The organism is Mycobacterium sp. SP-6446 (genome assembly GCF_001954045.1).
Taxonomy (GTDB): Bacteria; Actinomycetota; Actinomycetes; order Mycobacteriales; family Mycobacteriaceae; genus Mycobacterium.
The window spans coordinates 1-687 of record NZ_MBEM01000198.1 but is presented as its reverse complement, the minus strand read 5'-3'; the positions used below and the strand labels follow the sequence as shown (position 1 = coordinate 687).

The following is a 687-nucleotide window of genomic DNA, read 5'->3' as shown; positions in this document are numbered from 1 at the left end:
CACCCACCGCAACATCACCCAACTGTTGGGGTGCTTGGATGCTGATCTGCTGGCCGAGTCGAAACAGGTGTGGGCGCAGTGTCATTCGCTTGCCTTCGACATCTCGGTGTGGGAGATCTGGGGCCCGTTGCTTCATGGTGGGCGGCTGGTAGTGATCCCAGACTCACTGACTCGCTCGGCCCCCGATCTTCACGATGTGCTGGCTGCCCAACACGTCAGCGTGTTAACCCAAACCCCTTCTGCGGCAGCGGCGTTATCCCCGCAGGGGTTGCAGTCACTGACACTAGTGCTCGGCGGTGAGTTCTGCCCGGCGGAAGTGATCAACCGCTGGGTGGGCGCGGGTCGGGTGGTGATCAACGGCTATGGCCCCACCGAAACCACCATGTGCGTGACCTTGACCGCGCCCCTGACACCGGATGGGGGGCCACCGCCGATCGGTTCGCCGGTAGCGGGCACCGCGTTGTGGGTGCTCGATCGGTGGCTGCGTCCGGTGCCGATCGGTGTGGTCGGGGAGTTGTATGTGGCCGGCGCCGGGGTGGGCTGCGGGTATTGGCGGCGGTCGGCGTTGACCGCGTCGCGGTTTGTGGCCTGCCCCTTCGGCGGGCCCGGGGCGCCGGGAACGCGGATGTATCGCACCGGGGATCTGGTGCGCTGGCGTGCCGATGGCCAACTCGACTACGTGGGCCG

The 687-nt window shown here is 66.7% G+C and carries 1 protein-coding gene; it reads left to right on the top strand.

Annotated features, from left to right (window positions below; all coding sequences use genetic code 11):
• Nucleotides 1-687, top strand: a 687-nt coding sequence (locus A5736_RS17930) for an AMP-binding protein (protein ID WP_139333400.1), incomplete at both ends; no start/stop codon positions are given.